Source organism: Halopenitus salinus (assembly GCF_055397165.1).
Genome location: NZ_AP043853.1, coordinates 1,289,613 through 1,313,684, shown reverse-complemented (window position 1 = coordinate 1,313,684; position 24,072 = coordinate 1,289,613). Strand labels below are relative to the sequence as shown.

At 68.4% G+C, this 24,072-nt stretch carries 23 protein-coding genes; 15 read left to right on the top strand and 8 right to left on the bottom strand.

All coding sequences use genetic code 11. The annotated features are described in order from the left end of the window. The first annotated feature begins 186 nt into the window (after positions 1–186). Positions 187–1,221, top strand: a complete 1,035-nt coding sequence (locus ACZ5YD_RS08355) for a glutathione S-transferase family protein (protein WP_379742250.1) — start codon at positions 187–189, stop codon at positions 1,219–1,221. A 1-nt stretch (position 1,222) separates the two neighbouring features. Here the strand turns inward: ACZ5YD_RS08355 and ACZ5YD_RS08350 are convergent, their stop codons facing one another. Both ACZ5YD_RS08350 and ACZ5YD_RS08345 read right to left on the bottom strand, forming a co-directional pair. Beyond that, positions 1,223–2,029, bottom strand: a complete 807-nt coding sequence (locus tag ACZ5YD_RS08350) for a 4-phosphopantoate--beta-alanine ligase (protein WP_379742247.1) — start codon at positions 2,027–2,029, stop codon at positions 1,223–1,225. 112 nt (positions 2,030–2,141) lie between these two features. Next, a complete protein-coding gene (locus ACZ5YD_RS08345; RefSeq protein WP_379743053.1) occupies positions 2,142–2,609 on the bottom strand; it encodes an MGMT family protein in 468 nt (155 codons plus the stop codon). A 234-nt stretch (positions 2,610–2,843) separates the two neighbouring features. Here ACZ5YD_RS08345 and trpC point away from each other — a divergent pair, with 234 nt between their 5' ends. The 5 genes from trpC to ACZ5YD_RS08320 all read left to right on the top strand — a co-directional run bounded on the left by trpC (position 2,844) and on the right by ACZ5YD_RS08320 (position 8,264). After that, positions 2,844–3,776, top strand: a complete 933-nt coding sequence (gene trpC / locus ACZ5YD_RS08340) for an indole-3-glycerol phosphate synthase (RefSeq protein WP_379742244.1) — start codon at positions 2,844–2,846, stop codon at positions 3,774–3,776. Next, positions 3,773–5,185: a tryptophan synthase subunit beta gene (gene trpB / locus ACZ5YD_RS08335; RefSeq protein ID WP_379742241.1), complete on the top strand. Its 1,413-nt coding sequence runs from the start codon at positions 3,773–3,775 to the stop codon at positions 5,183–5,185. The genes trpC and trpB overlap by 4 nt, the downstream gene beginning before the upstream one ends. After that, positions 5,186–6,043 (top strand): tryptophan synthase subunit alpha, encoded by an 858-nt coding sequence (gene trpA / locus ACZ5YD_RS08330; protein ID WP_379742238.1) that lies wholly within the window; start codon positions 5,186–5,188, stop codon positions 6,041–6,043. Positions 6,044–6,211: 168 nt separating this feature from the next. Further along, positions 6,212–7,003, top strand: coding sequence for a 2-amino-3,7-dideoxy-D-threo-hept-6-ulosonate synthase (locus ACZ5YD_RS08325; RefSeq protein ID WP_379742235.1), 792 nt, complete (start codon positions 6,212–6,214; stop codon positions 7,001–7,003). Positions 7,004–7,082: 79 nt separating this feature from the next. Next, entirely contained in the window at positions 7,083–8,264 is a 1,182-nt protein-coding gene (locus tag ACZ5YD_RS08320; RefSeq protein WP_379742232.1) for a 3-dehydroquinate synthase II, read from the top strand. A 129-nt stretch (positions 8,265–8,393) separates the two neighbouring features. Here ACZ5YD_RS08320 and ACZ5YD_RS08315 read toward each other — a convergent pair whose 3' ends face one another. Further along, entirely contained in the window at positions 8,394–8,654 is a 261-nt protein-coding gene (locus ACZ5YD_RS08315) for a DUF7575 domain-containing protein (protein ID WP_379742228.1), read from the bottom strand. A 553-nt stretch (positions 8,655–9,207) separates the two neighbouring features. Here ACZ5YD_RS08315 and aspS point away from each other — a divergent pair. Further along, positions 9,208–10,521, top strand: a complete 1,314-nt coding sequence (gene aspS, locus ACZ5YD_RS08310; RefSeq protein WP_379742225.1) for an aspartate--tRNA(Asn) ligase — start codon at positions 9,208–9,210, stop codon at positions 10,519–10,521. A gap of 7 nt (positions 10,522–10,528) precedes the next feature. Beyond that, on the top strand, positions 10,529–11,500 hold the full coding sequence (locus ACZ5YD_RS08305) for a pantoate kinase (protein WP_379742222.1): 972 nt from the start codon (positions 10,529–10,531) through the stop codon (positions 11,498–11,500). A 31-nt stretch (positions 11,501–11,531) separates the two neighbouring features. On the opposite strand, the gene ACZ5YD_RS08300 is transcribed toward ACZ5YD_RS08305, so the two are convergent. Continuing rightward, positions 11,532–12,449, bottom strand: coding sequence for a CPBP family intramembrane glutamic endopeptidase (locus ACZ5YD_RS08300; RefSeq protein ID WP_379742219.1), 918 nt, complete (start codon positions 12,447–12,449; stop codon positions 11,532–11,534). Positions 12,450–12,532: 83 nt separating this feature from the next. Next, entirely contained in the window at positions 12,533–14,875 is a 2,343-nt protein-coding gene (gene lonB, locus ACZ5YD_RS08295) for an ATP-dependent protease LonB (protein ID WP_379742215.1), read from the bottom strand. Positions 14,876–15,045: 170 nt separating this feature from the next. Here lonB and ACZ5YD_RS08290 point away from each other — a divergent pair, with 170 nt between their 5' ends. After that, positions 15,046–15,567 carry a nicotinamide-nucleotide adenylyltransferase gene (locus ACZ5YD_RS08290; RefSeq protein WP_379742210.1) on the top strand — a complete coding sequence of 174 codons (522 nt, stop codon included), beginning with the start codon at positions 15,046–15,048 and terminating at the stop codon, positions 15,565–15,567. Positions 15,568–15,617: 50 nt separating this feature from the next. Here the strand turns inward: ACZ5YD_RS08290 and ACZ5YD_RS08285 are convergent, their stop codons facing one another. Together ACZ5YD_RS08285 and ncsA are read right to left on the bottom strand one after the other, a co-directional pair. Beyond that, positions 15,618–16,406: an SDR family NAD(P)-dependent oxidoreductase gene (locus ACZ5YD_RS08285; RefSeq protein ID WP_379742207.1), complete on the bottom strand. Its 789-nt coding sequence runs from the start codon at positions 16,404–16,406 to the stop codon at positions 15,618–15,620. Positions 16,407–16,474: 68 nt separating this feature from the next. After that, complete coding sequence (gene ncsA / locus ACZ5YD_RS08280) at positions 16,475–17,497, bottom strand: tRNA 2-thiolation protein NcsA (RefSeq protein ID WP_379742204.1); 1,023 nt, start codon at positions 17,495–17,497, stop codon at positions 16,475–16,477. 133 nt (positions 17,498–17,630) lie between these two features. On the opposite strand from ncsA, the gene ACZ5YD_RS08275 reads away from it, so the two are divergent. From ACZ5YD_RS08275 to ACZ5YD_RS08250, 6 genes are all read left to right on the top strand, one after another. Beyond that, a complete protein-coding gene (locus ACZ5YD_RS08275; RefSeq protein WP_379742201.1) occupies positions 17,631–18,110 on the top strand; it encodes an RNA-binding protein in 480 nt (159 codons plus the stop codon). A 267-nt stretch (positions 18,111–18,377) separates the two neighbouring features. After that, entirely contained in the window at positions 18,378–19,220 is an 843-nt protein-coding gene (locus tag ACZ5YD_RS08270) for a polyprenyl synthetase family protein (protein ID WP_379742198.1), read from the top strand. A 181-nt stretch (positions 19,221–19,401) separates the two neighbouring features. Then, positions 19,402–20,115: a phosphoribosyltransferase family protein gene (locus tag ACZ5YD_RS08265; protein WP_379742195.1), complete on the top strand. Its 714-nt coding sequence runs from the start codon at positions 19,402–19,404 to the stop codon at positions 20,113–20,115. A gap of 167 nt (positions 20,116–20,282) precedes the next feature. Further along, positions 20,283–21,662 carry an NCS2 family permease gene (locus ACZ5YD_RS08260; protein ID WP_379742192.1) on the top strand — a complete coding sequence of 460 codons (1,380 nt, stop codon included), beginning with the start codon at positions 20,283–20,285 and terminating at the stop codon, positions 21,660–21,662. Between the two features lie 77 nt (positions 21,663–21,739). Next, positions 21,740–21,994: a glutathione S-transferase N-terminal domain-containing protein gene (locus ACZ5YD_RS08255; RefSeq protein ID WP_379742189.1), complete on the top strand. Its 255-nt coding sequence runs from the start codon at positions 21,740–21,742 to the stop codon at positions 21,992–21,994. Positions 21,995–22,252: 258 nt separating this feature from the next. Beyond that, on the top strand, positions 22,253–22,804 hold the full coding sequence (locus ACZ5YD_RS08250; protein ID WP_379742186.1) for a DoxX family protein: 552 nt from the start codon (positions 22,253–22,255) through the stop codon (positions 22,802–22,804). Between the two features lie 61 nt (positions 22,805–22,865). On the opposite strand, the gene ACZ5YD_RS08245 is transcribed toward ACZ5YD_RS08250, so the two are convergent. After that, positions 22,866–23,834 carry a transcriptional regulator gene (locus ACZ5YD_RS08245; protein WP_379742183.1) on the bottom strand — a complete coding sequence of 323 codons (969 nt, stop codon included), beginning with the start codon at positions 23,832–23,834 and terminating at the stop codon, positions 22,866–22,868. Positions 23,835–24,072: the final 238 nt, after the last annotated feature.

Sequence of the window (24,072 nt, the reverse complement as noted above, 5' to 3'; positions counted from 1 at the left end):
CTTTGGAACTATTCAACTAATGGTTCCACATATGAGGATCAATCCGTTTCCCCTCGCTTTCACGTTCTCCGCGGTCGCTCCCACGACGCCTGCTGTTTAGTTCGCGACCGACCGTCCTCCCATCGTCGGACTCTCGGACTCGCTCGTCCCAGCAACCGTTAACACGATCGCGCCCGTCGGTCCCGTATGAACAAGCTCGTGAACGGCGAGTGGCGCGTGGACGCCCACGAGTCGACCGACGATTCCGGCGCGTTCACCCGACAGACGACCACCTTTCGGAACTGGGTCGCCGGATCTGAGGTCCCCTCTCACGTCGACGCGGAGCCGGACGACCGCTTCCAGCCGGAACCCGGACGGTACCACCTGTACGTCTCCTACGCGTGTCCGTGGGCCCACCGCGCGTTGCTGGCCCGCTCGATGCTCGACCTCGAGGACGTCATCGACGTCTCCGTCGTCGACCCCTGGCGCGGGGACGACGGCTGGCAGTTCACCCCCGAGAAGGCGGGCTGTACCCGCGACCGCGTCCACGATAGCGACTACCTCCGCGAGCTGTACGTGCGCGCGGACCCCGAGGCCACCTGCCGCGTGACGGTGCCCGTCCTCTACGACACCGTCGAGGACACCATCGTCAACAACGAGTCCCGCGAGATCCTCCGGATGCTCGACACCGCCTTCGGCGACCTCGGAAACGGCCGCCGGCTCCTACCGGAGGACGAGGCGGCGGTCGACCGCGTCGACGAGATCATCACGGAGATCTACGAGCCGATCAACAACGGCGTCTACCGCGCCGGCTTCGCGACCTCCCAGGAGGCCTACGACGAGGCCATCGACGACCTCTTCGGAGCTCTCGACCGGTGGGACGAGGTGCTCGCGGACCGGCGGTTCCTGGCCGGCGACCGGTTCACGGAGGCGGACGTCTGCATGTTCACGACGCTCATCCGCTTCGATCACGTCTACCACACCCACTTCATGTGCAACGTCCGGGCCATCCACGAGTACGAGCACCTCTGGGGGTACCTACGGGACCTCTACCAGCTTCCGGGCGTCGCGGAGACGGTGGAGCTGGACCACATCACCGAACACTACTACACGACCCACCCGGACGTCAACCCCTCCGGCGTCGTCGCCCGCGGTCCCGACCTCGACTTCGAGGCGTCCCACGACCGCGACCGCCTCGGCGAGGACCCGTTCGCGTCGGCCTCCTCGATCGAGGCGGAGTGAGTCACTCGTCGTTCGCTTCCGCGTCGTCGTTCCGGCCGTCCGCTTCCGCGTCCCCGTCGTCGTCGAATGATCCCCGTCGGATGGCCGTCTCGGCCGCCTCGAGCGCCTCCTCGCGGTCGAAGGAGTCGATCACGTACTGTAGCTCCTCGATCGGCGCGTCCGAGAGCTCGCGGGCGTGGCGCGTCACGTTCGGGATCGCCCGCACGATGTTGTCGACGATCGGGACGGCCGCGGAGCGGGACGACCGCGAGCCGGGATTGAGGTCGATCACGATCTCCGTCTTCCCGGTCGACGCGAGCGCCTCGGCGCGGTCGCCGTCCTCTAAGGGAACGAGCACGACGTCGGCCGCCCCGATCCCGTCGGCGTCGACCGTCGCCCGCTCGTGGGAGAGCCCCGGGATCCGGCCGTCGCCCGCGAGGCCCTTCACCTCGGTCGCCCCGTGCTCGCGGAGGTGTTCTGCGATCCGTTCCATCCGCTCTTCCGTGCGGTTGAACAGGTTCACCTCGAGGTCGGCCTCCGTCGCCGCCGCGAGTTCGACGATCTCCTCGGGGACGAGCGCCGCCACGTTTCCGTTCACCGAGAGCACGGGATGATCGGCCGAAAGCAGGAGCGCGGCCGCCGCGCGTTCTGCCGCCCTCGCCGACGGGATGGTTCGCTCGCCGAGCAGGTAGTCGAACGCCTCCCCGCGCCCCTGTGCGATCAGCCCCTGCCTCGAGGTGATCCCCTTCTCGATGCCCGCCTCGATCCGGTGTCGCGTCACGAGCGACTCGTAGCGCGGGTGGTCCGCGGGGATCTCGACGTCGGTCATACCCCCGGTACGCCGCTGGGGGGTTAAAACCGTTCCATCCCGCCCGATCCCTGTTCCCGGTCCCCGTATCCGATCCGCGTACCCGGTCTCCGTTCTCGACCCACGTACCAAGTCAGCGAAGTCCCTCCACGTCGCGGAACACTTCGCGAACGTCTCCCGGCGTGGCGTAGGGACCGCCCTCGACGCGGTGGTCGGGCACGAAGAGCGGGGTCGGGTTGTCCCGCAGCGCGTCCTTCACGAACTCGAGATCCTCGGCGTCGTTGTCGTCGCGGCCCGCCATCCGCGTCACCCGGCTGACCGAGACGGACTCCCCGTAGGGGATCCCCTCGACCGCCTCGAGCACCCCGCGGCGGTCGGTGGGGAGGGTTAACCCGAGCTCGACGTCCGCGAACGCCTCCTCGCTCCCCGAGAGGTACTCGCCGATCCGGTCGAGCAGCTCGTGGTCGGACTCGGCGTCCGCCGGGATCGACCGCGGGAAGGACGCGGAGATCACGTGGCCGCTCGCGAAGCCGATCTCGACCGCTCGATCGAGTCGTTCGTACGAGCGCGCGTAGACGCCCGTCGTCCCGGCGAGGCTCACCACCGCCGGAGCCTCCGTGTACGCTTCGCGGTCGACCCCTCGATACGTCCGCCCACGCTCTGTTCCCGCCGCCGTTTCCGGCCTCCCGTGGCGTCTCGATCCATGTGACGACCGTCGGAGCCGGACCCATAAGCAAGTTGCCTCCGTCGGACCCTTCGCCGTCCCCCGCGGCCGCCCGATCTCGGCGGCCGGGACGCAAGCCTTATGAACAGATACGTACATTAGTGATCAGTAATGGACGACGACACGGAGGAACTCGCGCCCGCGGTCCGGTCGATACTGGAGTCCGCGAGGACGCGATCGGGCGACGGCGGCAATGGCCATAACGGCAATGGCGACGGCGGCGAGCGCGTCGACGCCGATCCTCGCGATCTGGAGGCGGCTTTCGATGCCGCGGAGGCGGACGGTCGAACGCCGGTGATCGCGGAGGTCAAGCCGACCAGCCCGACGACCGAGGGCACCCGAGAGGACGACCCGGTCGCGCTCGCGACGGAGATGGTCGATGGCGGGGCCGCCGCGCTCTCGGTGTTGACGGAGCCCGACCACTTCGGCGGGTCGACGGACACCCTCGAGCGCGTTCGCGATGCCGTGGACGTTCCCGTCCTCCGCAAGGACTTCCTCGTGACCGAGGACCAGCTCGACGCGGTCGAAAGCGACGTCGTCCTGCTCATCGCGCGGTTCCTCGGCGACGACCTCGGGCCGCTTCTGGCGGCGGCCCGCGATCGGGGGTTTCAGGTCCTCGTCGAGGTCCACGACCGCGAGGAGCTCGAGCGGGCGATCGCCGCCGGCGCGCGGTTCGTCGGGGTGAACAACCGCGATCTGGCCCGTCTCGAGGTCGACCTCTCGACCTTCGAGTCGGTTGCGCCGCACGCGCCCGACGACGTGACGTTGATCGCCGAAAGCGGCGTCACCGCCGCCGCGGACGCCCGCCGAATGCGTGCGGCCGGCGCCGACGCGCTGTTGATCGGCAGCGCCATCATGGACGGCGACGTCCGATCGAACACGCGAACGTTTACCACCGCGGAGAGGGACCGATCGACCGACGACTCGGCGCCCGACGGCGCGTCGACCGACGACTCGACGCCCGACGGCGCGCCGACCGACGACTCGACGCGACCCGCCACGGACGCCACGGACGCCGCGGAACACGACACACCGACATCATGAGCGAAACCACGACCGACGCGGACGAGGGGACGAGGACCGACGTCGACGGGCGACGGACGGGAACCGACGTCGACGAGCGACCGCCGGAGGATCCGACCCCCGTTTCGGGCGGTACGGACGGGAATTTCGGACGGTACGGCGGCCAGTACGTTCCGGAGGCGCTGATGCCCGCGATCGAGGAGCTGACCGACGCCTACGAACGGTACGTCCTCGAGAACGAGGACGGCTTCATGGACGAACTCCGACGGCGACTTCGCGACTTCGGCGGGCGGCCGACGCCGCTCCAGCACGCCGAGCGGCTCTCCGAGCGGTACGACCGTGACGTCTATCTGAAACGCGAGGACCTGCTCCACGGCGGCGCCCACAAGCTCAACAACGCGCTCGGGCAGGTCCTGCTCGCGAAGTACATGGGCAAAGAGCGGATCATCGCGGAGACCGGCGCCGGACAGCACGGCACCGCGACGGCGATGGCGGCCGCCCACCTCAATATGCCCTGTGAGATCTACATGGGCGAACGCGACATCAACCGCCAGCGTCCCAACGTCTTCCGGATGAAGCTCAACGGGGCCGAGGTCACCCCGGTGACCGCCGGCCGCGGGACGCTCAAGGAGGCGATCTCCGAGACCATGCGCGACTGGGCCGGATCCGTCGAGGACACCCACTACGTCATCGGCAGCGTCGTCGGACCTCACCCCTTCCCGGCGATGGTCCGCGACTTCCAGTCGGTCGTCTCCGAGGAGGCGCGCTGGCAGGCGATCGAGGCGACCGGCGGCCTGCCCACCGACGTGGTCGCCTGCGCCGGCGGCGGCTCGAACACGATGGGGTCGTTCGCGGCGTTCCTCGAGGACTCCGAGGTGGCGTTACACGCCGTCGAGGCCGGCGGCGCGAGCCTCGAGGTCGACGAGGACGAGGGCGTCGCGCCCCACTCGGCGTCGCTTTACGCCGGCGAGGAGGGCGTGCTCCACGGCGCGCGCACGCGACTGCTGCAGGACTCCCACGGCCAGATCGTCGAGAGCCACTCCGTCTCCTCCGGGCTCGATTACGCCGGCGTCGGCCCGCAGCTCGCCCACCTCGTCGACGAGGAGCGGGTTACCCCCGCGGCCGTCGACGACGAGGCGGCCCTGGAGGCGTTCCACCGCCTCTCGCGAACCGAGGGGATCATCCCCGCGCTCGAGTCCGCCCACGCGATCGCGTACCTCGAGGCGGTCGCGGGCGGGGACGGTGGCGACGGTGAGGACGACGAAGGCGACGAGTACGACGCAGACGCCGAGGACGACGCCCTCGGGGACACGGTCGTCGTCACCGTCTCGGGACGGGGGGACAAGGACCTCGAGTCCGTGATCGAGGAGACGGATCGCCGCGATCTGGATGCGGGACCGGACATGTCGATGTTCACGGGGGGGCTGTAGATGTCCGACTCGACCGGAAACAGCGAGGCGATCGCCCGGGCGTTCGCTGACGGCCCCGCCTACATCCCGTACCTCGCCGTCGGGGACCCCGACTACGACTCCTCGCTCGCCTACGTCGAGGCGCTCGAGCGCGGCGGCGCGGACGTCATCGAGTTGGGACTGCCCTTCTCGGAACCCATCGCCGAGGGGCCGACCATCCAGGAGGCGGTCGTCCGCGCCCTCGAGGCGGGGATGACGCCGGCCCGCTTCTTCGAGTTCGTCGAGGACCTCGACGTCGACGTCCCGCTCGTCTGTATGACCTACTACAACCTCATCTACCAGTGGGGCGAGACGGAGGGCCCCCGGCCGTTCGTCGAGCGCGCGGCCGAGGCAGGACTGGAGGGGTTCGTCGTCCCGGACCTTCCCGCCGAGGAGGCCGACCCCCTGCGGGACGCCTGCGACGAGTTCGGTCTCGATCTCGTCTTCATCGTCGCGCCGACCACGGCCGGCGACCGCCTCGACCGGATCATGAGCCAGGTCTCGGGATACGTCTACGTCCAGGCGCGTCTGGGAACGACCGGCGCGAGGACGGACGTCTCGGATCACACGGCCGAGAGCCTCGAGCGGCTTCGGGAGTACGACGTGCCGAAGGCGGTCGGGTTCGGCATCTCCAGCGGCGACCACGCGGAGCGGATCGTCGCCGCCGGCGCGGACGGGATCATCGTCGGCTCCGCGCTCGTCGACGTCGTCGCCGAGGGCGCGGCGGAGGGGCTTCCCGCCGAGACGGTCGCGGATCGGCTCGAGGACCTCTCGCGCGAACTCGTCGCCGGCGCCGAACGCGGGTATTCCGCCCGATCGGCCGTCGCCGACCCGGAGTGAGCCGGGACGCGATCGGGAGGCGCTCGACCGTCCCGGCCGACTCCGAACGAAAGCCACTTATCCGCTATTGCCACAGTTTGGCATACGAACCGGGTCGCGTCGTTCGACGCGATCCATCCCGAGCCCGGAACCGCAACCGCGGACCGACGCACGACCGAGCCAAAGACCATGACAGCAGGACTCAACGCACGACTCGACCGCATCTCCACGGATGACCGCTACCTCATCGTCCCGATGGACCACGGCCTCACCATGGGTGCCGTCCAGGGGCTCAAGGACATCGAGGCGACCGTCGACGGCGTCACGGCCGGCGGCGCCGACGCCGTGTTGACCCAGAAGGGCGTCGCACCCCGCGTCCACCCGAACAAGAACGGCGCCGGCTACATCGTCCACCTCAACGGGTCGACGACGATCGGGCCCGACGAGAACGACAAGCGGCTGACCGCGACCGCGGAGGAGGCGATCCGGGCGGGCGCCGACGCCGTCTCCTTGCACATCAACGTCGGGTCGACCTACGAGCCGAAACAGATCGAGGACCTCGCGGAGCTCACCGGCGAGGCCGATCGGTTCGGCCTGCCCGTGCTCGCGATGGCGTACGCGCGCGGCCCCGACGTCGACGGCACCGACCCCGAGGCGCTCGGCCACGCCGTTCGATTCGCCGAGGAGCTCGGGGCCGACGTCGTCAAGACGGGCTACTCCGGCGACGCGGACTCCTTCGAGCACGTCTGTGAGTCGACCCGGCTGCCGGTCGTCATCGCCGGCGGGTCGAAGGGCTCGGACCGCGAGACGATCGAGATGGTCCGCGGCGCCATGGACGGCGGCGCCGCCGGCGTCTCGATGGGACGGTCGATCTTCCAACACGACGATCCGGAGGCGATCACCCGCGCGGTGAGCGCCGTCGTCCACGAGGACCGCGACGCCGAGGACGCGCTTCGGGCCGCCGGACTCGTACAGGCCTGATCGCGGCCGACAATTCTTCCCGCTCGACGTCGGGTCCGTTTCCGCAGTTTTCAAGCACCGAGGGGTCGACCTATCGACAATGACACGTAGCGTCTGGGTGAAGGCCGACGACGAGGTCGGCGAGTGGGAGCAGCGAAAACGCCGGATCACGGCCGGGATCGAGGCCGGCGTCGACTGGGTGCTCGTCGACGAGTACGACGTTCCGCGAGTGCGCGAGCTGGGCGACGTCGACGTGGCGGCGTTCCGGTCGGACGCCGACGTCGTCGACGAGGCCGAGGCCGACGCGGCGGACGCCGAGGCCGACGCCTACGTCGTCGGCAAGGACGGCGAGGGCGACGGGACCGTCTCGATGCCCGACGACCTGGCCGGCTCCGCGGACCTCACGACCCTTCGGCGTCGAGACGACCGCGTGCAGGGCGTCTACACCCGCATCCTCGACGAGCGCTACGAGGCCTTCGCGGAGGACGCGGCGAACGACGCCGAGTACACGATCGTCGTCGGCGAGGACTGGACGATCATTCCCCTCGAGAACCTCATCGCTCGCGTCGGCGACGACACCCACCTCGTGGCGGGCGTCACCTCCGCCGAGGAGGCCCGGACCGCCTTCGAGACGCTCGAGACCGGAGCCGACGGCGTGCTCGTCGACAGCGACTCGCCCGACGAGATCCGCGGCGCCGTCGAGGCCCGAGACACCGCCGCCCGCGAGCAGCTCGACCTCCGGTACGCCGAGGTGATCGACGTCGAACGCACCGGCATGGCCGACCGCGTCTGCATCGACACGGGCAGCCTGATGGACCACGACGAGGGGATGCTCGTGGGATCGATGTCCCGCGGGCTCTTTTTCGTCCACGCCGAGACCGCGGAGAGCCCCTACGTCGCCTCCAGGCCGTTCCGGGTCAACGCCGGCGCGGTTCACGCGTACGTCCGCACCCCCGACGGCGGCACGAAATACCTGGCCGGGCTGCGCTCGGGCGACGAGGTGCAGGTGCTCGACACCGACGGCCACACCCGCGAGGCGATCGTCGGTCGCGTGAAGATCGAAAAACGGCCCATGTTCCGCGTCGAGGCGGAAGTCGAGACCGAAGACGGCGTCGACCGCGTCGAGACCCTCCTGCAGAACGCGGAGACCATCAAGGTCGCGACCCGGGAGGGACGCACCGCCGTGACCGACCTCGAGGTCGGCGACGAGGTGCTCCTCCACTACGAGGACGTCGCTCGCCACTTCGGCGAGACGGTGGAGGAGAGCATCATCGAAAAATAACGCACCGCCGAGAAACGGCGCACCGTCGTGGGCTGGTCCCCCCGCGAACCGACCCATCGGGAACTGCCCATCGAGGTCGGGACTCACATCGGTCGCGTCCCGGTCTCGTTCCCCGACTCGCTCTTCGATTCACTCCTCGTCCGGTCCCGGAAGCGGCTCCGTACACCAGTGACAGAAGTCGAGCTCCGCGTCGGTCTCCTTGCCGCAGTGGGGACACTTGAGGGTCGCCCCCTCGACGTCCTGGTGATCCCGTCCGCGGATCCCGGCCTTCCGGTCGCCCTCCGTCCGTTCGGACTCGGGCGACCCGTCACTCGAGGCGGTGCCGGCCCCGCCCACGTCGACGATCGACTCTCGCCGTCCGGCCTGGCGACGCTCGCGGCGTCCGATCACGAACGCGTCGAGTACTGATAATAACGTTAAAAATAGGATCGGAACTACTACCTCTGGAGGAAGTGATTCCGAGTATTCTATCAGGCCCACATTTGGATCTTCTGGGATCGTTCCGTAGAATACCTGTAATATGACTCCAATTGAGCTGATCGTTAAGATCCATACGAATGCACGGCCCCAGTGGCGGAGAAATGCATGACCAAGCCCCGGAAACAGAAACGCGAATATCGCGGCCAGCCACGGTCGAAATCGATCTCGCATTAACCCTACTTGTTGGGGAATCCTCCTGAAACTTCTGCATTCCACAACTTCGCCAGAACGTATGTTCTCCCTCGCTCTGACCTTTTGATGGGCCGTCAACCCACAAACCGTGCTGTAATCATCTGATCGCTCTTCTGATTGTCCCGCCCCTCGCGTACTCGGTTCAGTCGGTCGATCTCGCCGCGAAGCGTCGCGATTCGACGGGAGTCTCGAGATCGTAACGGGGGGATTCGCGCCGGCCGGGAGACGCGAATCAACGTCCTTTAAGCCGCCTCTCACGGAACGGTGGAGTATGCAGGGACTCGACGACCGCACGTACACGGCCGACGCCGAGCCGGGCGATCGCGTCACGATCGCCGGCTGGGTCCACGAGATTCGCGATCTGGGCGGCATCGCCTTCCTCATCCTCCGCGATACGACGGGACGCATCCAGGTCAAATTCGAGAAGGACGAGATGGACGACGACCTCGTCGAGACCGGACTCGGCGTCTCCCGCGAGTCCGTGATCGCCGTCACGGGCGACGTCGACGAGGAGCCGCGCGCGCCGACCGGCGTCGAGGTGACGCCCGACTCGCTCGAGGTCGTCGCCGAGGCCGACACCGAGCTCCCGCTCGATCCCTCGGGCAAGGTCGACGCCGAATTGCCGACGCGTCTGGACAACCGGACGCTCGACCTCCGCAAGCCGGAGGTCAAGGCCATCTTCGAGATCCGCGCGGAGATCCTCCGGGCGGCCCGAGAGGCGTTCCGCGAGGCGAACGCCACGGAGATCACCACGCCGAAGATCGTCGCCACGGGGACCGAGGGCGGCACCGAGCTGTTCCCGATCACCTACTTCGGCGAGGAGGCGTTCATGAACCAGTCGCCCCAGCTGTTCAAACAGCTGACCGCCGGCTCCGGGCTCGAGCGCGTCTTCGAGATCGGCCCGATCTTCCGGGCGGAAGAACACAACACGCCGCGACACCTCAACGAGGCGACCTCCATCGACTTCGAAGGCGCCTTCTGTGACCACGCGGACGCCATGGACGTCTGTGAGTCCGTCGTCCGCTCGGCCTACGAGGCCGTCGAGGAGAACTGCGCGGAGCAGCTCGAGACCCTCGGGCTCGCGGCCGACTTCGAGGCGCCGAGCGAGGCCTTCCCCCGGCTCACCTACGAGGAGGCGATCGAACGCATCAACGCCACCGGCGAGCTCGACGAACAGCTCGTCTGGGGCGACGACCTCCCCACGGAGGGCGAACACGCCCTCGGCGAGGACGTCGGCCAGCACTACTTCATCACCGACTGGCCCTCGGAGATCAAGCCGTTCTACATCAAGGACCACGACGACGACGAGACCCTCTCGACCGGCTTCGACCTCATGCACCCGCGCATGGAGCTCGTCTCGGGCGGCCAGCGCGAACACCGCTACGAGGAGCTCATCGCCGGATTCGAACAGCAGGGGCTCGACCCCGACGAGTTCGAGTACTACACGAAGATGTTCAAATACGGCATGCCCCCCCACGCCGGCTGGGCCATCGGCGCCGAGCGGCTCGTGATGACGCTTCTCGACCTCGACAACATCCGCGAGGCCGTGCTCTTCCCGCGCGACCGCCAGCGGCTGAGCCCCTGATCGCGGCATGACCGACGACCCGAGCGGTACCGATCCCTCGACCACGGACGCCGACCCCCGTGTCGGCGCCGTCGACCGTGCTTCAGCTGTCGACTCCGGGACCGACGCCAGCTCACGCGCGTTCGTTCCGGGCCACGTGACCGGGTTCTTCAGCGCACATCCCGACGAGAACCCCCGATCCGCCGGCTCCCGCGGGGCCGGGATCGCGCTCGCCGAGGGCGTCGAGGTCTCCGTCGTGCCGGCCGATGGAGATGAACTACCCTCCCGATCCGGATCGACGGACCCGTCCCCCATCGACGTCAGGTTGAACGGCGAGGGGGCCGACATCGAACCGGTCGAGGCGGTCCTTTCCGCGCTCGATGCGACCCCACGGACCGCAGGCGTCGAGGTCGAGACCGACCTCCCGGTCGGGGCGGGATTCGGCGTCTCGGGGGCGGCCGCGCTCGGGACCGCCCTCGCCGTCAACGACGCCTTCGCGTGCGGGCGTTCGGAGAACGAACTCGTGGCCGTCGCCCACGTCGCGGAGGTGGAGGCGGGCACCGGCCTGGGCGACGTCGTCGCCCAGGCGCGCGGCGGGATTCCGATCCGGATCGAGCCCGGCGCGCCCGGCTACGGGTCGCTCGACGGCGTGCCCGCGACCGGCCGGATCGAGTACGTCTCCTTCGGCGAGCTCTCGACCGCCGCGGTCCTCTCGGAGGACACCGCCGGGCTCTCCGCCGCCGGCGAGCGCGCCCTCTCGACCCTCCGGGACGACCCGACGCTTTCGACCCTTCTCGCGTCCTCGCGGCGGTTCGCCCGGGAGGCGGGACTGCTCGTTCCCGAGGTCGCGGAGGCCATCGATCTCGTCGACGACGCCGGCGGCGAGGCGGCGATGGGGATGCTCGGTCGGACCGTAATCGCCCTCGGGGACGGCCTCTCGGCCGCCGGCTACGACCCCGACGTCACCCGGATCCATCAGGCCGGCGCCCGCCTTCTGTGATCGACGGATCTGTGATCGGGTCCGAGCGACCCTAGTCGGGCCGCAGCGGATCCCCGGGTGCCGTCCCGAACCACCCGTGTGTCAGGAACTCCGCCGCGTTCACCACGTAGTGGGCGACGACGACGGCGAGGAGGCTTCCGGTCGCGATGAACATCGCCGCGAGGGCGACGCCGAGGACGCCGGTCACGGCGATCCCAACCCGTCCCTGCGCTCCGTGGCCGAGACCGAAGGCGATCGACGACCCGACCGCGAGCGGCCACGGATCGATTCCGAATCCGATCGCGAACGCGCCGACGAGCGCGCCGCGAAAAAGCGTCTCCTCGAAGACCGCGATCGTGGGCAACACGACGACGAGCAGGGCCGCCCACTCGCGGCGCGTGGCGGGCGAGAGCGTCTCTCGAAGTCGATCCGGGGCGCCGTATCCCGCCCGTTCGGCGAGGGCCGCGGCCAGGTCGTCCAACACGTAGAGCGCGAGTCCGGCCGCGAACCCGTATCCCGTCGCGCGTCCGATCGCGGCGAGGTCCCTCACCGATCCGGCTCCCGCCCACGGTCCCACGCCGAACGCGCTCGCCGGGACGTCGCTGCCCCACGCGATCGCGACGACGACGGCGAAAAACAGCGCCTGCGTGATCGTGACGTTCGCGAAAAGCGCCAGCGTCGAGACGGAGTCGTCGATACCTCGCTCGACGCCATCGGTCGGATGGTCTCGCTCGACGCCGTCTGTCGGATGGCCTCGTTCGGCGTCGTCAGCCTCGCGATCGGCCGTCCCGTCGCTCGGTTCGCCGTCGAGACTTTTTTCCACCGGATCGGTCGGGTAATTCGCCCGTGACCGACTCCGCTCTCCGTCCTCGGCGATCCGATCGAGCACCCGCCGTGACCGGCGCGTCAAGACGAGAAGAACGAGCGTCAAGGCGAGGATCGCCGCGCCGAAGCCGGTCCAGTTCGACATCGGTTGAGTGGGTCGCGACCGCGGATCGGATTCCGACGCGGGCGGGGGTCACCGCCCACCCCGGCTCGACCCTCGGCCGTGGATTACTGCGGGCTCGGGTTCGAGGGGTTCGCCACGCCCTTCTCTTTGAGCGCGGAGCCCGTGATCGACTTCAGCCGGTCGACGAGCGAGTCCGTCTCGGGTTCGCCCTCCATGGCGATCTCGAGGACCTCGCTGATGTGGCTGACGGGGATGACCTCGATCATCTCCTCGTACTCGTCCTCGATCATCACGTCCTGTTCGTTGGCGGCCGGGATGATGACCCGGTCGCAGCCCGCCTTGGCGGCGGCCTCGATCTTGTGGGTGACGCCGCCGACTGGCAACACGTCGCCGCGGACCGAAAGCGAGCCGGTCATCGCCAGGCTCTGGTCGACGCCGACGCCCTCAAGCGCGCTGATCACGGCCGTCGCGACCGTGATGGACGCGGAGTCGCCGTCGACGCCCTGCTGGCCGGCCTGGACGAACTGGATGTGGATGTCCTTCTCGGAGATGTTCTCGTCGGAGAACTTCTTGATGATCGCGGAGACGTTCGAGACCGACTCCTGGGCCATCTCCTTGAGCTGGCCGGTCGCGATGACCTCGCCCGGCCCCTGGGAGGGCGCGACCTCGGCCATCACCGGGAGCATGATCCCGGAGTCCTCGCCCATCACGGCGAGGCCGTTGACCCGTCCGACGACGTAGCCGTCGGAGACCTGCAGCTCGTAGTCCTTCCGGCGCTCGATGAAGTCGTCGGCGAGCTGCTGTTCGATCGACCGCGAGCGTCCCTTCGCCTGGAGCACGTGGTCGCGGGTGGTGTAGTCGGCCCCCTCGCCGCGGGCGATGTCGCCCGCCACTCGAACGAGGCCGCCGAGGTTCCGGAAGAGGAGCGTGAGGTGGCCCTTTCGGCCGGCGCGGCGTTTCGCCTCGAGGATGACCTCCTCTATCGCCTCCGCCGTGAACTCGGGGAGCCGCCCGTCGTTTGTGACCTCCTGGGCCACGAAGCGGGCGTACTTGCGGCGCATCTCGGGGGTGTCCTCGATCGTGTCCTCCATGTACACCTCGTAGCCGTAGCCCTTGATGCGCGAGCGCAGCGCCGGGTGCATGTTCTCCATCGCGTCGAGGTTCCCGGCGGCGATCATCACGAAGTCGGTCGGGACGGGTTCGGTCTGGACCATCGCGCCCGAGGAGCGCTCGGACTGGCCCGTAATGGAGAACTCGCCCTCCTGGATCGCCGTCATCAGGTGCTGTTGGCTCCGGATGTCGAGGGTATTGATCTCGTCGATGAACAACACGCCCTTGTTCGCCTGGTGGATGGCGCCGGCCTCGACGCGGTCGTGGCTCGGCGTCTCCATCCCGCCGGACTGGAAGGGGTCGTGGCGGACGTCGCCGAGCAGCGCGCCGGCGTGGGCGCCCGTCGCGTCCTCGAAGGGCGCGGTCTTCGTGTCCGCGTTGTTCACGAGGAGGTTCGGGATCATGGCGTCGGACCCGCGGTTCATGTACCGGAACGCGAGCCAGATGACGCCGGCCGCGATGATGCCGAGGAGGATCTGTCCGGCGATGATGAGCGCGTAGCCCAACACGACCGCGATGATGATCCACATGAGGAAGCTGCGCATCTGGTTGCGCTTTCTGGCCTCCTCCCTGTGTGCCTCCAGTATCTGTTCGCCCTTGCCGGCCGGGACGGTCCGCACCTTCGGATTGTTCCCGTCGTCCGGGTTGTGGTAGACGAGAACGTCCTGTAGCTCCTCTTTGGGCAGCATCTCGGCCATCGCCTTCGCGAGCATCGACTTGCCGGTGCCGGGCGAGCCGATCATCATCACGTGTCGGCGCTGTTTGGCCGCCTTGATGATGACGTCGCGGGCGTGTTCCTGGCCGATCACCTGGTCGACGAGCCGATCGGGGATCTCGATGTCCTCCGTGGAGTCGACCTTGAGTCCGCCGAGCAGGTCGTCCTCGTCGGGATCCTCTTCGACCTCGGCGCCGTGGACCTCGACGGAGCTTCCGAGCTCCTCGATGTCCGGCGTTTCCGTCCCGTCCTCCTCGTTCGTCGTTTCGCTCGCGTCTCGGGGGACCGCCTCCTCGGCGTCCCGTTCGTCCGCGAGCGCTACCGTGAGCGCGCCGTCGTCGTCCGGATCGCCCCGTTTCCGATCGGGTGCGTCCGGGTCCCGCTCGGGATCAACCCGGTCTCCCTCGGAGCCGTTCCGTTCCTCGGATCCCGCCTCCGTGGCGTCGTCGGCCGGCGTTTCCGCCGGCTCATCCGTCGACCCCTCGGGTTCGGAGTCGGTCGGGGACGTCCCGGATCCGGCCTCACCGCTCTCGCGGTCGTCGTCGGGGGCCGGCTCCGTTCCATCCGTGGGATTGGCTCCCTCGTCGCTCGGGCGCTCCGTGTCGTCCTTCTCGTTGCTCATAGGGTGGTTCGTCGCTATTCGAAAACAGGCGACGGCGATTGATATACTTTCTCCCCCGACGATCGACGCCGACGTCCGGATGACCGGCCGATATAGCGTCTGAGGCGACCGTTCGTCCCATCACCGACGACTCGTCGGCTTTATAAATCCTCCCCTCGGTAGGTCCGGACATGCGGGGGTTCTATATCGGCCGTTTCCAGCCGTTCCACGACGGCCACCTGCACATGGTCGAGGAGATCGCCGAGGAGATCGACGAGCTCGTGCTCGGGATCGGCTCGGCCGGCGACTCCCACACCACGCGAAACCCCTTCACGGCCGGCGAGCGGGTGATGATGGTGACGAAGGCGGTCGAGGACCTCGACCTCACGACCTACGTCGTCCCGATCGAGGACCTCGACCGAAACTCCGTGTGGGTGAGCCACGTCCAGAGCATGTCGCCGGGGTTCCAGGTGGCTTACTCCAACAACCCCCTCGTCATCCGTCTCTTCGAGGAGGCCGGCGTCGAGGTTCGACAGTCCCCCATGTTCCGACGCGACGTCCTCGAGGGCGCCGAGCTGCGCGAGCGCATGATCCACGACCGCGACTGGGAGGCCCTCGTCCCGCCGGCGGTCGTCGAGGTCATCTCGGAGATCGACGGCGCCTCGCGCATCCGACGGATCGCGGAGACCGACTCGAACGGCGAGACGCTGTGACGCCGCTCCTCACGCTACGACTGCCGCTCCTCACGCTGTGACGCCCATCCTTACGCCTCGTCGAGCCGTTTCTCCCACTTCTCGGCGGCCAGCGACTCGCGGGTGATCCCGTCCGGTCCCTGTGCGAGCAGTCGCGTCGCCGCCTCGTCCATCACGTCGGGTTCCAACACCCCGTCTCGCTCGCTCTCGGGCAGGTGGTCCCAAAACCGCGTCTCGACGCGGCCGCCCGGATCGAGACAGTTGACGTTCACTCCGTCGTCGGCCACCTCGTCCGCGAGCGTGCGGGTGAATCCCTCGAGTCCCCACTTCGAGGCGACGTAGGGTCCCCACCCGGCCGACGCCCGCCGTCCCAGTCCCGAGGAGACGTTGATCACGTTGCCGCCGCCGGCGTCGATCATCGACGGCACCGCGTGTTTGACACAGAGGAACACCCCCGTGAGGTTGACAGAGAGGATCGCCTCCCAGTCCTCGAGGTCGACCTCGAGGATCTCTCGTTTCTCGTCGTACAGGCTCAACATCCCGATCCCGGCGTTGTTGACGAGTCCGGTCACCTCGCCGAACGTCTCGAGGCTCCGCGCGACGAGCGCCTCGACCGCCGCCTCGTCGGTGACGTCGGCCGGGACGACGAGCGTCTCGCCCGGAGCGTCCGCCACCTCGTCGGCGACCGCACGGAGGTCCGCCTCGCCGCGCGCGGTGAGGACCACGTTCGCGCCCTCTCGAACGAACCGCTTCGCCATCGAGGCGCCGAGCCCGCGGCTCGCCCCCGTGACGACGACCGTCTCGCCCGCGAGTCGTCCCGTTTCCGTCGATGCCCGTCCGTCGGACTCCGATCGCGTCATACTCCCCGGTGGAGGCGTCCACCTAAAAGGATGCGGGCGTCGAGTCGGCGCCTGCAGACTGCCTCGACTCAGACCGCCTCGATCGATTCGATCAGGCGGCACTTCCGGCAGACCTCGCGGCTGGTGGTCGAGCCGCACTCGACGCACTCGCCGAGCGCGGTCCCCTCGTCGTCGCCGTCCTCGCGGTAGCGCTCGGCGACGATCCCCGCGAGCTCCTCGTAGCCCGCCATGATCGAGTGGCGCGTTCCCGGGTGGGACTCCTCGAGATCGTGGAGGAGGGACTGGATCTCGCCGCGGTAGGCCTCCTCGGCGTGGGGACACTCCGCCATGTGTGCGGGTAGATCCCGCAGGTGACAGTAGAGGGCGACCTCCCGCTCCGGGACGTCCCGGAGGGGCTTTGCGCGCGGGACGAAGTGGTCCGACTCCGCCCGGTGTCCGCCGTTTGTCGTTCCTCCATCGGAGCTCGCTTCCGCCCCCCGCTCGTCGAAGGGGCCGAGCGACGCGTCGAAGTGTTTCGCGACCTGTCGGACGTCGCCCTCGAGGAAGTTCATGAGCGCGGTCTGGGCCTCGTCGTCGAGGTTGTGGCCGGTGAGAAGCTTGTCGGCGCCGAACTCCTCGGCGTACGTCTCGAGCAGGTCGCGACGGAACACCCCGCAGTAGGCGCAGGCGGCCATGTTCTCGGGGTCCGTCTCGACGACGTCGTCCATCTCGACGCCGAACTCCTCGGCGTAGGAGACGACCTCGTGGCGCATCCCCAGGTCCTCGGCCAGTCGCTCGCAGGCGTCGAGGCTCTCGTCGCGGTACCCCTCGATCCCCTCGTGGATCGTGAGCGCGAGCATCTCCACGCGCGGGTCCCGCCCGAAGGTGTCGTCGAGGATCGACGCGAGGACGACGCTGTCCTTGCCGCCCGAGAGGCCGATCACCCACCGGTCCGGGTCCTCCGGCGTCGCGTCCGGATCGAGGAGGGAGTCCTCGCGGACCCGGCGGCGGACGCGCTTTTCGACCGACCGGCAAAAGTGGTCCTCACAGAGGTGGGCGCCGGAGTAGGCGGCGTGCATGACGGCGTCGGCACCGCACTTGTCGCAGTCCATCGCGAGTTGGTTGTCGACCCGGCGGGATACGGGTTTCGGGGTCGGATCGGCGCGTGCTCCCACCGCGATCCCCGTCGGATACACGCCCTCCGAACCAGGACGATTTATGCGCGTGCCGGTCCCACCCGGGCACATGCAGATCAAATCCCGTCACCACCTCCGCAGCGACGACATCGACGCGATCCGCGAGGCGCTCGCCGAGGGACTCGGCGTCGAGATCGACGGCGACGCCTTCGAGCTGGTCGAGCTGGTCGACTCGCCGTTCGATCTCGTCCTCGTCGACGGCGAACCGCTCGTCTTCTACGCCGACGACGAGCCGTTCCTCACGGTCCGCGGCGCCAACGCGACCGATCCCGACTCGGGGGTCGTCACGGTCGACGCCGGCGCGATCTCCTTCGTCTCGAACGGTGCCGACGTGATGCGGCCCGGAATCGTCGAGGCCGACTCCGACATCGAGGCCGGCGACCTCGTGGCGGTCGCCGAGGAGACCCACGGGAAGGTGCTCGCGATCGGACGCGCCCTCGTCGACGGCGGGGAGATGGTCGGCGAGGAGGGGAAGGTCGTCGAGTCGGTCCACCACGTCGGCGACGACCTCTACGAGTTCGACGTCTGAGGCGGTCGTTACGCGTTCGACGTCCGGGGCCGCTACGCGTTTGGCGTTGGACGCTCGCCTACCACTCGCGGACCGCCCCGTGTTACTAGGACAACATCTCGAGGAGCGTCGCGGGCGCGGAGAAGGAGACAGGCACGTCGCGCTCCCGTACCGGTCGCCGGCCCATCCGAGCGACACGATGCCGTCCGCCCCGCGAAACGAGCGGGACGCCCGTGCCCTCGGCGCGTTCCGTCACACCTTTGCGCCGCCGCCCCGTTATCGTGATCGATGGAGTACCTGCCACGTCGGGTCGCGCTCGTCGACGAGCGGCTCGAGGAGGTCATCGCGGGGATCGAGCCCCCGGAGCTTCGCGAGGAGCTCGAACACGTCGTCCTCGCCGGCGGCAAACGCGTCCGACCGGCGGTGACGATCCTCGCGTGCGAGGCGGTCGGGGGGGACCCCGACGACGCCGTCGACTTCGCGGCCGGGATCGAGCTGGTTCACAACGCCTCGCTCGTGGTCGACGACATCATCGACCGGTCGGCGGTCCGTCGCGGAACGCCCTCGGCGTGGGCCGAGTACGGTCACGGTCCGGCCATCGTCGCCTCCGACGGCCTCCTCGGCGAGGCGTTCGCGCTGTTCTCCTCGAACGAGCGTGCCATGGGGATCGTCGCGGAGGCGATGGTCGAACTCGGCGAGGGCGAGGCCGTCGAGCTCGTCGATCGGCCGACCGACGAGGCCGCCTACAAGTCGCTGGCGCGCAAGAAGACGGGGGCGCTCTTTCGAGCCGCGGCGGAACTCGGCGCGGTCGCCGCGGCGGCCGACCCGTTCGTGGTGGAGTCGTTCGGGGAATACGCCGAGCGCGTCGGCGTCGCCTTCCAGATGCGCGACGACGTACTCGATGCGACCGCCGACCCGGACGCGCTCGGCAAGCCGACCGGCCAGGACGCGGAGATGGACCGGCCCTCCGTCGTCCAGGTCACCCGACTCACGCCGGCGGAGGCCAACGAGGAGGCACGGGCGCAGTCGGACGCGGCCCTCTCGGCGCTCGATGCGACCGACCTCCCCGACACGGAGGCGATGCAGTACCTCCGCGACCTCGCCGAGTTCGTCGTCGTTCGCGAGCGGTGACCGGTCGTCGGCGTCTCGCCGGTGTTGTCCCGGCTCCGACGATCGTCGATCGGGCGCGTGTCGGGCTGTCCCCGAGCGCGCTCCGGTCCGCCGCGTCGATCCCGTGATGACCACGACTGTGGATCTATTCACCCGATACACACATCGATATATTCATACATACGCAATCTCGAACGTCGATATGAACCGCGCAGAGAAGGCCGCCCTCCAGCTGCAGGCGGTCGCCGTCCTCCGCATGTTGAAACGGACGCGGACCTACGACGAGCTATCGGATCTCACCACCCTGCCCGCGGGCGATCTCAACCGCTACGTCAACGGCCACGTGCTCCCCGGCGCCGACCGTGCACGCGAGATCGTCGAGGGGATCGGTCGGGAGGCGCTCGCCGACGAGCTGCGCGCACGGACCGAGATCGACGAGGAGGGCTACGTCGACAACTCCCGGGTCGTCTTCGACCAGTCGTTCCTCGACCTCGTCGCGCCGGTGGCCGCGGAGTCGTTCGCCTTCGACGCCCCGGACGTCGTGTTGACCGCGGCGACGGACGGGATCACCCTGGGAGCCGCGATGGCGTCCTTCTTCGACGCCGACCTCGCGTACGCGAAGAAGTCGAAGGAGACCGCGGTCGAGGAGTTCATCGAGTCCAGACAGCGGCTCGCTTCGGGGATCGAGTTGACCTACTACCTGCCCGCGAGCTCCATCGGCGCCGGCGACACCGTCCTGATCGTCGACGACCTCATTCGGTCCGGGGAGACCCAGGAGCTCCTCTTGGACATCGCCTTGCAGGCCGACGCCGACGTCACCGGCGTGTTCACCCTCATCGCCGTCGGCGGCGAGGGGCTCGAGCGCGCCCGCGAACTCACCGACGCGCCGGTCGGCGCGCTGGAACGCTTCGAGTAGGTCGCCGGTCGCGTCGAGTCGGTTCCCGTCGGACGCTTCGGATCGATTCCGGTCGGGCGGTTCGAATGGTTCCGGTCGGGCGGTACATTCCTCCCAGTATTGTGCGGCCGTGATCAACGCCTTCAGTAACGCTTATAGGTCGATCGTGAGAGATGCACAACCATTCAATGGGTTTCACAGACACGCTCGCCGATCGATTCGACGTCGCGGCACGCGGGTCCGACGTCCGGACGGAAGTGATCGCGGGGATAACCACCTTCCTCGCGATGTCGTACATCATCGTCGTCAACCCGTTCATCCTGGCGGAGGCGATCGAGATACCCGGATACGAGTTCTTCGAGGTCGTCCAGATGATCGCGATCGCGACCGTCCTCTCCTCGGCGGCCGCGACGCTGGTGATGGCCTTCTACGCCAACCGTCCGTTCGGACTCGCTCCCGGAATGGGGCTCAACGCCTTCTTCGCCTTCTCGGTGGTTCTCGGGCTGGGGATCCCGTGGCAGACGGCCCTCGCCGCCGTCTTCGCCGAGGGCGTTCTGTTCATGCTTCTCACGGCCGTCGGCGCGCGTAAGTACGTGATCCAGCTCTTTCCGGAGCCGGTGAAACGCGCGGTCGGCGCCGGTATCGGCCTGTTCCTGCTCTTCATCGGACTCCAGGAGCTGCAGGTCGTCGTTCCCGACGAGGCGACGCTCGTCACCCTCGGCGGCGTCTTCGGGAATCCGTGGGCGATCCTCGGCGTGTTCGGGCTCGTCCTCACCTTCTCCCTGTGGGCCCGCGGCGTCACCGGATCGGTCGTCCTCGGCATCCTGGCGACGTCGATCGTCGGCTGGGGGCTGACGCTCGGCGGCGTCTTCGAACGGGGCGTCGTCACGCCGGAGTCCCTTCCGTCCGCCCAATACGACATCACGCCGCTCGCCGGCGCGTTCCTCGACGGGCTCGCCGACATCGAGCCGTTCACGTTCGTATTGGTCGTGTTCACCTTCTTCTTCGTCGACTTCTTCGACACCGCCGGAACGCTGATCGGGGTCTCACAGTACGGCGACTTCCTCGACGAGGACGGCGACCTGCCCGAGATGGAGAAGCCGCTGATGGCCGACGCGGTCGGGACGACGGTGGGCGCCATGCTCGGCACCTCGACGGTGACGACCTACATCGAGTCCTCGACGGGCGTCGAGGAGGGCGGCCGGACCGGCCTCACCGCGCTCGTCGTCGCGCTCGGCTTCCTCGCGTCCCTCGTGTTGATCCCGGTCGTGGCGGCGATCCCCGGATACGCCTCCTTCATCGCGCTCGTCGTCGTCGGCGTGATGATGCTGCAAGGGCTCACGGAGGTCGACTGGGACGACCCCGCGTGGGCCGTCTCGGCGGGCCTCACCGTCACCGTGATGCCGTTCGCCTACTCGATCGCGGACGGTCTGGCGGCCGGCATCGTCGCGTACCCGATCATCAAACTCGCGGTCGGCGAACCCACGGACGTCTCGCTCGGACAGTACCTACTCGCCGCGTTGGTGGCCGCCTACTACGTCCTTCAGACGAGCGGCGTGATTCTGTAGGCTCTCGTCTCGACCCCGCGTCGGCGTTCCCCGACGTACCACGACCGTTAACCGATCGGCGCACGTACACCTCGTCGATGTCGAACATCGTTCTGTACGAACTCGAGGGCTGTCCGTACTGTGCGAAGGTCAAACAGAAGCTCGCGGACCTCGATCTCGAGTACGAATCGCGGATGGTCCCGCGCTCGCACGCCGAACGCGAGGAGGTCGAGGCGGTCAGCGGCCAGACCGGCGTGCCCGTCCTCGTCGACGAGGACCACGGCGTCGAGGGCATGTCGGAAAGCGACGACATCGTCGCCTACCTCGAGGAGACCTACGGCGAGGCGGCCTGATCGTCGTCGGATCATCCGTTCGACGTCCTCGAGGATCACCCGCTCGACGTCCTCGAGGCTCGATCGATCGACGTCCTCGGACGAACCCGGCCGGCCTCGACCACTCGAGTCGTCGATCGAGCGTGTGTTCCTCGCTCTCCGAGCCGAATACAAACCACGAACGATCACTCTATACGGATAGTTCTCACTTGATGGGAACCGTTCTCCGTATATAAGTCCGATTCCGCCGTATTTTCATCCGTAAGGAGGCAAAAAAACATGTCCACACAGGATGCACGCGGCTACCGCGTGCCGAAACTCGACGACGTGGGACCGAAACCCGAGTGGTTCGCCGTGGGGCTCCGGCTCGCGATGGGTTGGATCTTCATCACGGCCGGCCTCGGGAAGCTCCTCGAGGGCTTCACCGCCCAGGGGTACCTCGCGAACGTCGACCCGGCGAGCCCCCTGAGCGGGGTCTACGGCGCGATGGCCGCGAGCCCGGCCGTCATCGCCACGGTCGACGTCGCCGTCCCCGTCGGCCAGGTCCTGATCGGGACCGGACTGATCGTCGGCGGGCTCGTCCGCCTGGCGGCGTTCTTCGGCGCGATCCAGTCGCTGGCGTTCTACTTCGGCAACTGGGACATGGCCGGCGCCTACGACGTCCTCACGGGCTTCGTCACCTCGGAGCTCGTCTACGCGCTCGCCTTCCTCACGGTCGCGGCGTACGGGGCGGGCCGGTACTACGGCGCCGACCGGTTCATCGAGCGCTACGAGGTCGACGGCGAGCCGCTCGTCGAGCGCTACCCGCGGCTCCGGTACGTGCTCGGGTGAAGGGCGCGCTCGGGTGAGACACGTGCTCGAGTAGGAAACGCACTCGGATGCGGTTCGAGGCTCACGCCTCGGCCGGCTTCTCCGCGCGCTCCTCGATCAGCTCGCGGATCGCATCGGGGTCGTCCATCTCCGCGAGCTCCTCACAGGAGACGAGCCCCGTGCCGTCGACCTGCTCGCGCTTGCGCCTGTTCTCCGTGAAGTAGACGGAGCGCGTTTGGGCGACCGTGCCGATCGAGGACATGATCCGTGCACGCTTTTCGGCCGCCTCCGTGAACGTCGAGTGCCCGGTGAGCACCCGCATCTCGGGGCCGTCGTCCTCCGAGACCGCCTTGAAGGGCGCCCGGGCGGTCGGGTGAACCGTGAACCCGGCGGCGGTGAGCACGTGGAGGACGTGTTCGTCGTCGGGGTCGGCGTCCGGCGCCGACGGCGTCGGATCCGCCTCGCGAACGTCGTCAGCTCCCTCGAGTACCCGGACGGGATCGGAGAACGGTTGCTCGAAGATCTCCTCGAGCTGGATCGCGACCTCGACGGAGGCGTTCATCCCGTCCTCGTACTTCGAGACCGTGCGTCGCGAGACGCCCAGTTCCGTGGCCAGCCGGCCGAGCGACCAGCCGCGCTCCTCGCGCTCGTCGGCCAGCAGGTCGCCGTCGAGGCTGACGTAGAGCCCGCCGGGGGCCGCATAGATGAGCGGCGGGACCTCCTCGACGAAGAGGTCGTAGGCGGTATCCGGGTTCACCACCGGCACGCCGTGCCGGAAGTAGACGACGCCGGGCTTGAGGTCCTCGTCGCGAGTCCGCAGCCCGATGAGCATCGGCGTCGCCTCCAGGTACTCGCCGAGCCGGCGCAGCTCCGCGCCGGTTTCGGCGTCGAGCGCGTCGATGTTGGCCAGGATCTTCAAAAGCAGCAGGTCCTCGCCGCGGCGGGCCGCCAGGTCGAAGCTCTTGGGTCGAACCGCACAGCGATCGCTGACGAGGAACTCCGCGTCCTCCAACATCGCCGTGAGGTTCTCGACCAGCGCTGCCCGTGACATGGACGAAAATACCCATTCGGTACGTAAATACGTTGTGCCGGAATGCCCGGTTCGACGCGTCGCTATCCCGCGGTTTCGATCCGCGGCGGGGACGTCGCCTTTCCACGGCGTTGATTTCGGCCGCCCGCGGCGTGGACGTCGACCGCCCGTAGTGTGGACTCGACCGCCCGCGGTGTTGGACATCGATCACCCGCAGTGTGGACTCGACCGCCGTTCGTCGGAGTCGCGGACGACTCGG

Coding starts and splice junctions, on each gene's coding strand:
- ACZ5YD_RS08355 (WP_379742250.1), top strand. CDS start 187: ATGAACAAGCTCGTGAACGGCGAGTGGCGCGTGGACGCCCACGAGTCG.
- ACZ5YD_RS08350 (WP_379742247.1), bottom strand. CDS start 2,029: ATGACCGACGTCGAGATCCCCGCGGACCACCCGCGCTACGAGTCGCTC.
- trpC (WP_379742244.1), top strand. CDS start 2,844: ATGGACGACGACACGGAGGAACTCGCGCCCGCGGTCCGGTCGATACTG.
- trpB (WP_379742241.1), top strand. CDS start 3,773: ATGAGCGAAACCACGACCGACGCGGACGAGGGGACGAGGACCGACGTC.
- trpA (WP_379742238.1), top strand. CDS start 5,186: ATGTCCGACTCGACCGGAAACAGCGAGGCGATCGCCCGGGCGTTCGCT.
- ACZ5YD_RS08325 (WP_379742235.1), top strand. CDS start 6,212: ATGACAGCAGGACTCAACGCACGACTCGACCGCATCTCCACGGATGAC.
- ACZ5YD_RS08320 (WP_379742232.1), top strand. CDS start 7,083: ATGACACGTAGCGTCTGGGTGAAGGCCGACGACGAGGTCGGCGAGTGG.
- aspS (WP_379742225.1), top strand. CDS start 9,208: ATGCAGGGACTCGACGACCGCACGTACACGGCCGACGCCGAGCCGGGC.
- ACZ5YD_RS08305 (WP_379742222.1), top strand. CDS start 10,529: ATGACCGACGACCCGAGCGGTACCGATCCCTCGACCACGGACGCCGAC.
- ACZ5YD_RS08300 (WP_379742219.1), bottom strand. CDS start 12,449: ATGTCGAACTGGACCGGCTTCGGCGCGGCGATCCTCGCCTTGACGCTC.
- lonB (WP_379742215.1), bottom strand. CDS start 14,875: ATGAGCAACGAGAAGGACGACACGGAGCGCCCGAGCGACGAGGGAGCC.
- ACZ5YD_RS08290 (WP_379742210.1), top strand. CDS start 15,046: ATGCGGGGGTTCTATATCGGCCGTTTCCAGCCGTTCCACGACGGCCAC.
- ACZ5YD_RS08285 (WP_379742207.1), bottom strand. CDS start 16,406: ATGACGCGATCGGAGTCCGACGGACGGGCATCGACGGAAACGGGACGA.
- ncsA (WP_379742204.1), bottom strand. CDS start 17,497: ATGGACTGCGACAAGTGCGGTGCCGACGCCGTCATGCACGCCGCCTAC.
- ACZ5YD_RS08275 (WP_379742201.1), top strand. CDS start 17,631: ATGCAGATCAAATCCCGTCACCACCTCCGCAGCGACGACATCGACGCG.
- ACZ5YD_RS08270 (WP_379742198.1), top strand. CDS start 18,378: ATGGAGTACCTGCCACGTCGGGTCGCGCTCGTCGACGAGCGGCTCGAG.
- ACZ5YD_RS08265 (WP_379742195.1), top strand. CDS start 19,402: ATGAACCGCGCAGAGAAGGCCGCCCTCCAGCTGCAGGCGGTCGCCGTC.
- ACZ5YD_RS08260 (WP_379742192.1), top strand. CDS start 20,283: ATGGGTTTCACAGACACGCTCGCCGATCGATTCGACGTCGCGGCACGC.
- ACZ5YD_RS08255 (WP_379742189.1), top strand. CDS start 21,740: ATGTCGAACATCGTTCTGTACGAACTCGAGGGCTGTCCGTACTGTGCG.
- ACZ5YD_RS08250 (WP_379742186.1), top strand. CDS start 22,253: ATGTCCACACAGGATGCACGCGGCTACCGCGTGCCGAAACTCGACGAC.
- ACZ5YD_RS08245 (WP_379742183.1), bottom strand. CDS start 23,834: ATGTCACGGGCAGCGCTGGTCGAGAACCTCACGGCGATGTTGGAGGAC.